Raw genomic sequence first — 9,332 nt, 5'->3', positions numbered from 1 at the left:
CTGCAAGGTCAAGTACTGGGCTTCACTCAGGTGGGTGCGAAGGGTGGTTTGTAGAATGCAGGAAACATATTGATTAGGGGGAGCCGCATTGGGGTTCCCTATTTTTTTGCCCCTCCATTGTCTCAAACCCTTATACCGTATGATGTTGATGGCCCTTGTCACCCGTTAAGTATGCGCCCCAGCTATCGGTGTAAAACTGCTGAATGCCGAAGGGCGTTAACAGCGCCATCAGCGTCTTGAGGGCTTGATCCTCATGGGGAGCTAAGACATAGGCCAGAACGGCTCCCGTTTGGTGGTCGATCGCGTGCCAGAGCCAGCGCTGTTGCCGTTTGGACTGGACAAAGCTCCACATCTCGTCCATTTCGGCCTCCTCCACTCGAACAACCATGGCTGTGGTCGGCGGAGTCGTCATCGACTCCAACAGCGGGCGATTGACGCTCTCAAGCTGGCGATGTTTTTTTGAGTTCCTCAATCACGGTTGTGGGGCTAACTTTCAAGACCCGAGCGGTATCTCGAATGCCGCTAACGTTGACGGCCATATCCGCGATCTGCTGTTTCACCTCGGGCAAGTAGCCCCGGTAGCTGTAGTTAAGAATAAACGAGGCGCGCGTACACTCCGCGTTACGGCAGCGATAGCGCTGTTTGCCTTCAGCACTTTTGCCATGTTTGACCACATCGGTGGTGTGACAGCGGGGGCAACAGATGGGTTCTAGGACCATAGGAAAAGCCGAGGACAAAAGATCCCATCTATTTTGCCGGTTCCACAGGTCTAGAACATTACCGTCCTCGCCGAAGGGTGTGCCGCACGCAGCACACTTAAACTGGCGACGATTGACCCGCAGCCACGTCTTTTGGTAATGACTGATGGGCAAGTCCCGCACTAGATGCCAGTGATTCTGATGCAGGTGATAGCTGAGCGTACCGCAACGGGGGCAGTGGGCTGACTCGCCATGGGCTTCGACGTCGAGTATCAGTCCGTCCTCAACGACTGTGTAAGCCTCAACCTCCATCCCTGGCAACCCCAATAATTCGCTCAGTAGAGGCACCATAACGGCTTGGTATAGTAACGGTTACACCAGCATACTCAATCCCGTAGAGCCGGCTACGCTTGTTTAAGATCATCTACTTAGACCCTGGGTATCGCTCAGAAACGCCGCAGTCAGGGCTCGAACAGATGTATCCCAAAATTATGCGGAAAATCGAATTTGAAGCCTAGGAGCACTATGTGAATGCTTCGCTCATGACGCTTCGCGTCCATAAGCGGCTTCCCAATCCCAGAGTAGGGAGAGGGTGACCGGCATTCTCGGTGTAGCGCAGGAACTTTTGCCTTTCGCTACCTGCCCATCCTTTCGGTGGGTCAGCTTAAGTTTGGAGGCCAGGTATCGAGCCGCAATATTGTAGCTGGCGCTCAGGTCGCAGCTATATTGCTTGCCGTTGGCAAACGTCGCTAACTCGTACTGGGCCTTAGACTGTCGCACCTTGCCGCTACCGTCAAAGGCCCAGGATGACGTGCCCCGAGCATAGACGTAGACGACCCTGCCGCCGTCTTCTTGGAACTTTTGCTCAGTGAGCGTCACCAGGCGGCGGTGCAGCCAACCATGAAACTTTTGCTTCAGGGTTGAGCGCTTCCTGCCGCCTTTGGGACGCCAGCCTTTCAGGTCTTCAAAGACAATCGTGCTGGCTCCATACTCCAGGGCAAAGTTCACCAGTTGCCGCGATATCTGCTGAGCGATATTGGCATTAATGCCTCTCGCTTTGCGGTAGGGCGTCTTGGCAAAACCACGGTGCAACGTCTTGGTCTTTCTCGCCTTTTGGCGAATGATGTTGGCTTGCTTGTCACGACGGTCTATGTCAGAGGCCGGATGAATGAACGTCCTAGCCAATACAGTGCCGTCAGGGCAAACGATAGACGCTGTGGCCAGGGTGTTAATCCCTACATCCACGGCGCACACCACCTCACTTTTCCAGGTCGGCGGAATAATCTTGAAGGGCACCGCCAGATGGCAGTGCTGCTCTGAAATCACCAGGTAGGGAGACTTGATTGAGCCGGTCAGATGTCGTTGCCGTTTGCTGGCAATGGGCACCTCAGTCCAGACCCAATCAGAGCCATTCCAAACCTTGATGGACGCTACCAGGAAACCATCGTCAAACTTCACCAACTGTCCTTTGTAGAGAGCCGGGTAGCACCCAGCATCTACGTTAAAGGCGGGCGGTTTTGCGTCCCGACGCTTTCTAATCCCGGCTTGCCAATCCCGGTATCGAGTTAGGTAGGATGAAACCTGACCCTTCACGAATTCAACTGCCGCCCGCCTCAGGTAAGACGGAAATTTGTAAAACCGCTTCTCGAAATAGGGATACTTAAGGTCAGGATTCTGGCTGGTACGGTGAATGAGCTTTTCTACTGCTGCACAGAAACTCTTTGCCGCAATCAACTCCGGCCAGTGGCCCATGACCACGTAGCTCAGTGCCTTGCAGTAAGCGCGGTACTCGTCAACCGTTGCCAGCAAATGAAGTCTCACGTCTGGCGATGGTTGCAAGCCCCATTTATCAGTGCGTACAATAGCCTTACTCATAATGAAGATTCTAACATGGACAGGGATTTTACGACCCTGAGAACGAGAAACCACAGTGCTTACAGGCTGTGCTACCACCTGGTTTTGTCGATGAAGTATTGCCATAAATGCTTGGATGCAGAGATGCTTGCCAGGCTAGAAGCGATATTTAGGGATCTGTTGGTCAAGTGGGGCGGTGAGCTGATTGACTTTGGTGGGGAGCCAGACCATGTGCATTTGCTATTCGAGGTTGACCCAACCGTTCGGCTCTCTGACGTTGTAAAGAATCTGAAGTCAGTATCAGCCCGAAAAATGCGCCAAGAGTTTGCAGAGCAGTTACGCCCCTTCTACTGGAAGCCCTACTTCTGGAACAGAGCCTATGGCCTGATTACGACTGGGGGGCGGGCCAATATTGAAACCCTCCTAAAGTACATCCAGAATCAGGATGACCCGCGCAAACTTCAGCCGCCGCTAACTCTCGAATGACGCTTTGCGCCCATTCGTAGGATGCGCGGCGGTTTTGCTCAAAGGGCTTCGGCTTTTTGGCAGATCCTAGAAAGCATTGGTCTGCGGGTGAGTAGCCATTAAGATAATACGAAAGCCATCGATCAGGGTTGATCGGAAACGGTGTGCCCCATAGGGTTAGTCGCAGTTGTGCATTCTAGGAGGCTTGAGATTTGGCTAAGCGTAAAGGAAGCCAGCAGAATCCTCAAATTACAGCAGCTAGCCAAGCTCTAGACCAGCAGCTGCAACGCTTAATGGCGAAAAAACAATATCCCCAGGCCCTGCGCAAACTTCAGCAGGCTCAAAAGCGAGATCCTGACCAGGGTTTTGGGATTACCGAGGCCGATATTTGGCTACAGCAAGGCCAGTACGAGTATGGGCGCGCCCAGTATGCCAAGGCAGAAGATTCCTTTGGCCAGGCGCTGGCCCTAGGGCTTCAGGAGGATGCCTACTACTGGTTGTCCAAGTGCTACCTGGCTGACAATAAAGCGGCTGAAGCCCTGGAGCTGTTTCAGTCTGCCTTTGATAGCAAAACGCTGCCGAAGGATTTGGGCGGCAGCTACCTAAAGCTGCTGTTGCTCAATCATCAGGCCGAGCAGGTGGAGGATTTGGTTAAGACCCAGGCCAAGCGGTTTTATGCCCCCCATCTCCACTGGGCTAAGGGAGCTTTGGCTCTGCAAGCTGGCGACCCGAAAGCGGCTCTGACTCACTTCAAAAAAATGGGCCGACCGGCTAGCCCCGGCGATTATCCACCGGCCTGGGAAGCCTACGCTCACCAGACGCTAGAAGACTGGCCCGCTGCCGGACGCCTGCTGGGTATGCCCTCCCCCGCCTTTGGTGGTCTAGGGTTTCCACCTATGGGGCCTAAACATCCTGCCGTTCAACCGTTGCGTATGGCCCTGGCCACCCACAGTGGTCGCCGCCTGGATGACGTGTGTGATCTCGACCAACCGGACTTGCCTCACCGCAGTGCCGCCTGGGTCTTAGAACTGCTGTACCTCCTGCGGGACGATAATTTTCACGACGCGGCCCATGTCGTGCTCGATTTTCCTAAAGAGGTGATGGGAGATTACCCAGAGCTAAAAACGCTCTACCGGCCTCTGATGCTCTTGGCGGGGCAGCAGGCTTTGCAGCAGCAGGAGCTGAGCTGTACGGCCTCCTTTTGGGGCGGGGTCGTGGATCAGCCTGAGTTTGACCCCCAGTTAGCGGTGCAGCTTTATCCTGTGCTAGCGGCGATCGAAGATGTGCGTGCCGCTCAGCAATTGGTCAACCAGCTGCTGAGCTGGGTGCAAAAAGCCGCAAAGCGTGACTCCCAGGCCTGGCCAAGTGAGCGTTTGAATGCCACCCAGGCGAAGCTGTACTGCTGGCTAGCCGACCACCAAATGAGCTTAGGCCGCTACCGCGATGCGGAACGGAGCGTGCGCAAGGCCGAACAGTTGGCCCCGGACCATCCCGAGGTGATTGGCCGCAAGGGGATGCAGTTGTTTGCCGATGATCAAAAACAGGCAGCCATTCCGCTGCTCACCCAGGCTTTGGAGGCGGGCTGCCGATTCGAAGAGGTTTACCTGGCACTGGCCGAATGTTTGCAGGCGGACAAGGAGGCGCTGAAATCGGTGCGGCGCAAGTTTGGCAAGCACTTCGGCGATACTGGCGTGGATACTGAGGTGGAGATCCCAGCCTGGGTAGAGGCGCTCAGCTTTCAGTACTACGAGGTGATGGAAAATTTTGTCAACAACCACGAAACACCCACGCCACCGCTCAAAGCGCTGCAAATTTTTCTAGACTCGGCCCAGGATGGACCCAGCGGTAGCCAAAAGATTAGTCTCGACCTGGAAGCAGCGGTGCCGCAGTGGGATGACTTGCTGCGATCGCACTCTCCCAGTGAGCAAGTTGAAATACTGAAGGCGATCTACCTGGTGATTCAGCAGCATGCCCGGCGCAACCAAAAGGGCATAACAGCCCAGCAAAGTCGCTATGCCGAGCAGATTTTTGAGCTCATTCCCACGGTGCCAGAGGCCAACCTGGCTTACCTAATGCTGCTGCCCTTAAAGAACCCCTCTACCAAACGCTTAGATGTTGCGGTTACCGCTGCGCTGAGGCGATCGCCCCAGCCGGGAAATCTGCTGGCCCAGGCTCAGCTACAGCTCAGTTGGTTTGGCCATAACCGGGTGTTGGCTCCCTTGATCGAAGAGCAGCTCCGCCAGGAGCCCCAAAATCCGCTGCTGCTGCTGGCCAAAGCCACCCTCTATCCGCGCTCTTCCCTAGAGTACACAACGTTCTATGACCAGGGCTTTGAGCTTGCTCGCCGTCTGCAAGATGCGATCGCTCTGCAAGCCTGTCGCGAAGAGGAGTGGTTTAAGGCCCAGGATATGACCCGCCGAGCGGTAGGTAGCCAAATGGGCGCGATTGGCGATCTGGGCCAGATCAATATGATTGACATCATCCAGCGGATGGCTCAGGAAGCCTTCGGGACGGCTGTACCCCCCGAACTGATCGCTCAGATGCTGCCGGAGCTGGAGGCCAAAATGGGCAGTCGCTTTGATCCGTTTGACGACGATTTTGAGGACGATGAGGACGATGAGGACGATGATGTGCCTCCCTTCTTCCTACCTCCGTCAGGGCGAGGAAAATCATCCGGCAAGAAGCGCAAACCCTGGTACAAGCTTTAGCTCTAGGCCATCCTTAGATTCCCCCACGACAGATTCCTTCCATGCCCAAGTCATCTTCACCTATGCAAGACCATTACGATCGCCTGGGCCTTTCGCCTGGGGCCACCCCCGCCGAGATCAAAGCGGCCTACCACGCCAAGCTCAAAGAATTTCCGGCCCACAGCCACCCACAAGACTTCAAGGCGATTCGCGCCGCCTACGAAGCCCTCCGCAAAGCCCCTCGGGCAGAGGATGATTTTTTTGCAGAAGTGCCCGTGCAGGCCGAACTCGATCCGGCTCTGTTAGACCAGCTGCAGCAAAGAGCGATCGCCGCTGTGGATGTTACCTTAGAGGATCTAATCCGGCTGACGTTTTAGGCTGGCTAGCCCTCCATAACCTTGCCGCAAACCTATGACCCGATCCCCCAGAGACCTCGCCAATCAAAAAATCCAGCTCCGCAAACAGCAGGAAACCCTGCTGCGCGATCTGCTGACAGTGGTCGATGCCCTCGATCGAGCCGCCGACCATTGGCACCAGGCAGAAGGAAACCACCGGCATGCTCAGTCGCTCCTGGCCATGACTTGGTGGCAGCGCTGGCGGCAATGGTTCAGCCTATGTCCGCTGTTTGCCCCGGCCCCCCGTCCCGATCAGTCTGAAACCCTCGCGGAAGTCGTCACCAGCGCCCGACAGGGCATTGATATGATTCGCGAATCGATGCTGACGGTGCTCAGCCAGCATCAGATTATGCCCATGCCGTCCAAAGGGCACCCCTTTGACCCGACCCAAATGCACGCCCTGGCGCAGCAGGTAGACGCCCATTGTGATCCCAATATTGTGGTGCAGGAGGTAGTCCGTGGCTATCGCTGGCAAGACCGGGTGCTGAGGGAGGCGCAGGTGATTGTGGCGGTAGCTCCGGCGGAGGAGTAAGGCGTGGGGCAAACCCCTGTGCCTGCTGCCAGGGATGGTGTCGTTCAGACCAACTCCGCCAACGCTCAGCGTCCCTGGGTAACTACATAAATAAAGGAATCCTTTAAGCTATGTACTGTGTTCAACGAGAAGGGTAAGCACCGATGGGACAGATCGTCGGCATCGATTTAGGCACCACGAATTCAATCATTGCTGCGCTGGAGGATGGCCAGCCCTGGGTGATCCCTGACGAAGATGGGACCGTGTTGCTACCCTCCTACGTAGGCATGAGTGACAGTGGGCAACTGCTGGTCGGGCAGTCGGCCTGGCGACAGTACGCAGCTGCGCCCGATCGCACCGTCAAGTCCATTAAGCGACAGATGGGCACTGACTTCACCGTCACTCTGGGCGATCGCACCTATCGGCCCCAGGAAATTTCCGCCATTATTCTGCGATCGCTCAAGCAGCGGGCCGAGGCCATGCTCGAAGACGAGGTGACCCAGGCCGTCATTACTGTCCCCGCCTACTTTACCGATGCCCAACGGCAGGCCACTAAAGAGGCTGGCGAGATCGCTGGCTTTGAGGTGTTGCAGATTCTCAATGAACCGACGGCGGCGGCCCTGGTCTTTGACCTAGATAGCGAAGATAGCGAGACCGTGCTGGTTTACGACCTGGGCGGTGGCACCTTCGATGTCTCCATCGTCGAAATTACCGGCGATGTCACTGAGGTGCTGGCCAGCCACGGCAATAATCGCCTCGGCGGCGATGACTTTGACCGGCAGCTGCAGCGCTATTTAACTGATCGCTTCCGACAACTTCACGACACCGAGGTACCCAACGATGCGGCCACCCAAGCGCGGCTGCTGCAAGCCGCTGAACAGGCCAAAATTGCCCTCAGCGAACACGCTTTCACCACGGTGCGTGAACCCTTCCTGGTGAGTCAAGGAGAAACTGCCCTGCACCTGGAAACCGATGTCGCTCGGGAAGACTTCGAAAACCTGATCAAACCCCTCCTGAAAGAAACCCTAGACGCCATCGACCGGGCCTTGAGCGATGCCGATATGACCCCAGATGACATTGACCGAGCCATTTTAGTCGGCGGCTCTACTCGCATTCCCCTGGTGCAGAACCTGGTCGAAGGCCACTTGCCAGATACCCCCGTCAGCAGCTTTGAGCCCGACCTCTGTGTAGGAATGGGGGCAGCGCTGCAAGCGGGAGTGCTATCTGGGGCGGCGGTAGACAGCATTTTGGTGGATGTCAGCCCCCATTCCCTCGGCATTGCGGCGATGATGGACACCGCTCTGGGGCCAATGCCTGGCATGTTTAGCACCATCATTCCACGCAATAGCGTCATTCCCACCTCCCAGTCTCAGATCTATAGCACCGCCGCCGATGGTCAACAGATCGTCGAGATCGAGGTGTTCCAGGGAGAAAATCCCGTCGCGAAGGAGAATGTTCCCCTCGGGGCCTTTCGGATTGAGGGCATTCCACCCAAACCTGCCGGGGTCGTGCAGGTGGAGGTACATTTTGACTTTGACATCAATGGCATTTTGACCGTTACCGCCACCGAAAAAGGCAAGGGGCAACAGCAGTCTCTGGTGGTCAATGACACTAAAACTGAGCGACTCTCCAGCCACGAACTGCGCCAGTCCAGAGATGCGATTGCCTCACTCTTTGGCGCGCTACCTCTGTTTGACGCAGAGGGCGACGATGGCGAGTGGGAAGACGTGGATGTGGAAGCGGAAGACCAGGAGTAGTGTCTAAGCAACTGCTCCAGACGGTCAAAGACGAACGGGAGCGACTCCCTCGACTCATTCGGATCTGGGTTGATGGGGGCTTCTCAGGCGTGGACTTCCTTAAGACGGTCATCGACTTCTTTGGGCTGATTCTTGAGGTGGTACTGCGCACTCAGGGACGACGGGATTTGTGCTGTTGCCCAGGCGGTGGGTCGTGGAGCGAAGCGATAGGTGGCTACATTGGTGTCGTCGTCTCAATATCGACTATGAGCGCTTGCCCGAGTCGTCCGAAGCGTTCATCTACATCGCCATGCCGCGGGTCATGCTACGGCGCTTGGCATGACGCGTTTGATACCCCTCTCCGTATTTTCAAATATCCTCTCACCAACGCTGTTAAATATGCCAATGCCAGCGAAATCCAGGTTGAGCTAGTGTATGAAGCCACGCAATGCAGTTTGCATATTAAGGATGACGGCAAGGGCTTTGGCGTGGGCAGTCTCCCCACCCTGGGCGGCTTTGGCCTACTGGACATGAGCGAGCGGGCCGAGCGCATGGGCGCCCAGCTAACAATTCAAAGCCAGCCGGGGCGGGGCACCGAAATTGTTGTCATAATCAATCAATCGTAGGCCTCTCGGTCATGATTTCTAACCAGACCAGGAGAACTCCCTTAACGGGTGACAACATACCTAAAGCGCTTGCTGCATCAGGGATAGAGCATAGAAACCTCGCTGAAAATAGCGGTGTTTGTGGGGTTTGAGTGCTATCAGGTGGCGCGCCCAGTCGGCCCATAATTCCATGGCATAGATCCAGCGATGGCCATAGAGGCCGAGACTAAAATCACTCTGGCGAGGCGTCTTGTCGTGGTGCTCTTGGATACGCCCAGCATACTGCTCTACCCCGAGGTGTTTCATCTGCTGCCCATACATCGTGGCCCAACTGTAGGCCAAGGCGATCAGCAACACTAAGGCTAAAACCGAGAGTCATTT

Annotated in this window: 7 protein-coding genes and 4 pseudogenes; 7 read left to right on the top strand and 4 right to left on the bottom strand. The window is 55.9% G+C overall.

Annotated elements, in window-relative coordinates:
• Nucleotides 1-169: 169 nt before the first annotated feature.
• The 3 genes and pseudogenes from LEPTO7104_RS43850 to LEPTO7104_RS0128140 all read right to left on the bottom strand — a co-directional run.
• Nucleotides 170-719, bottom strand: a pseudogene (locus LEPTO7104_RS43850) (IS1 family transposase); the annotation flags it as partial.
• A gap of 96 nt (nt 720-815) precedes the next feature.
• Nucleotides 816-1,010 (bottom strand): annotated as a pseudogene (locus LEPTO7104_RS43845) (transposase family protein); the annotation flags it as partial.
• 228 nt (nt 1,011-1,238) lie between these two features.
• Nucleotides 1,239-2,573: an IS200/IS605 family accessory protein TnpB-related protein gene (locus LEPTO7104_RS0128140; protein ID WP_017301932.1), complete on the bottom strand. Its 1,335-nt coding sequence runs from the start codon at nt 2,571-2,573 to the stop codon at nt 1,239-1,241.
• Nucleotides 2,574-2,588: 15 nt separating this feature from the next.
• Between LEPTO7104_RS0128140 and tnpA the strand changes: the two genes are divergently transcribed.
• The 7 genes and pseudogenes from tnpA (at nt 2,589) to LEPTO7104_RS38805 (ending at nt 8,972) form a co-directional block, all read left to right on the top strand.
• Nucleotides 2,589-3,038 carry an IS200/IS605 family transposase gene (gene tnpA, locus LEPTO7104_RS0128135; protein WP_017301931.1) on the top strand — a complete coding sequence of 150 codons (450 nt, stop codon included), beginning with the start codon at nt 2,589-2,591 and terminating at the stop codon, nt 3,036-3,038.
• 272 nt (nt 3,039-3,310) lie between these two features.
• Nucleotides 3,311-5,725, top strand: a complete 2,415-nt coding sequence (locus LEPTO7104_RS0128130) for a tetratricopeptide repeat protein (RefSeq protein WP_017301930.1) — start codon at nt 3,311-3,313, stop codon at nt 5,723-5,725.
• Nucleotides 5,726-5,787: 62 nt separating this feature from the next.
• Nucleotides 5,788-6,081, top strand: coding sequence for a DnaJ domain-containing protein (locus tag LEPTO7104_RS0128125; RefSeq protein ID WP_017301929.1), 294 nt, complete (start codon nt 5,788-5,790; stop codon nt 6,079-6,081).
• A gap of 34 nt (nt 6,082-6,115) precedes the next feature.
• A complete protein-coding gene (locus LEPTO7104_RS37510) occupies nt 6,116-6,631 on the top strand; it encodes a nucleotide exchange factor GrpE (RefSeq protein WP_017301928.1) in 516 nt (171 codons plus the stop codon).
• A gap of 143 nt (nt 6,632-6,774) precedes the next feature.
• Complete coding sequence (locus tag LEPTO7104_RS0128115) at nt 6,775-8,367, top strand: Hsp70 family protein (RefSeq protein WP_017301927.1); 1,593 nt, start codon at nt 6,775-6,777, stop codon at nt 8,365-8,367.
• 160 nt (nt 8,368-8,527) lie between these two features.
• Nucleotides 8,528-8,689 (top strand): annotated as a pseudogene (locus tag LEPTO7104_RS41925) (transposase); the annotation flags it as partial.
• The gene (locus tag LEPTO7104_RS38805) at nt 8,613-8,972 is read left to right on the top strand and encodes a sensor histidine kinase (RefSeq protein ID WP_071527341.1); all 360 of its coding nucleotides are present in this window, start codon (nt 8,613-8,615) and stop codon (nt 8,970-8,972) included. The pseudogene LEPTO7104_RS41925 and the gene LEPTO7104_RS38805, both read left to right, overlap by 77 nt.
• 60 nt (nt 8,973-9,032) lie before the next feature.
• Here LEPTO7104_RS38805 and LEPTO7104_RS35700 read toward each other — a convergent pair.
• Nucleotides 9,033-9,332, bottom strand: a pseudogene (locus LEPTO7104_RS35700) (IS4 family transposase); the annotation flags it as partial.

The organism is Nodosilinea nodulosa PCC 7104, assembly GCF_000309385.1.
GTDB lineage: Bacteria > Cyanobacteriota > Cyanobacteriia > Phormidesmidales > Phormidesmidaceae > Nodosilinea > Nodosilinea nodulosa.
Note: the sequence above shows the minus strand (reverse complement) of the source record. Positions and strands in the feature narration are given on the sequence as shown.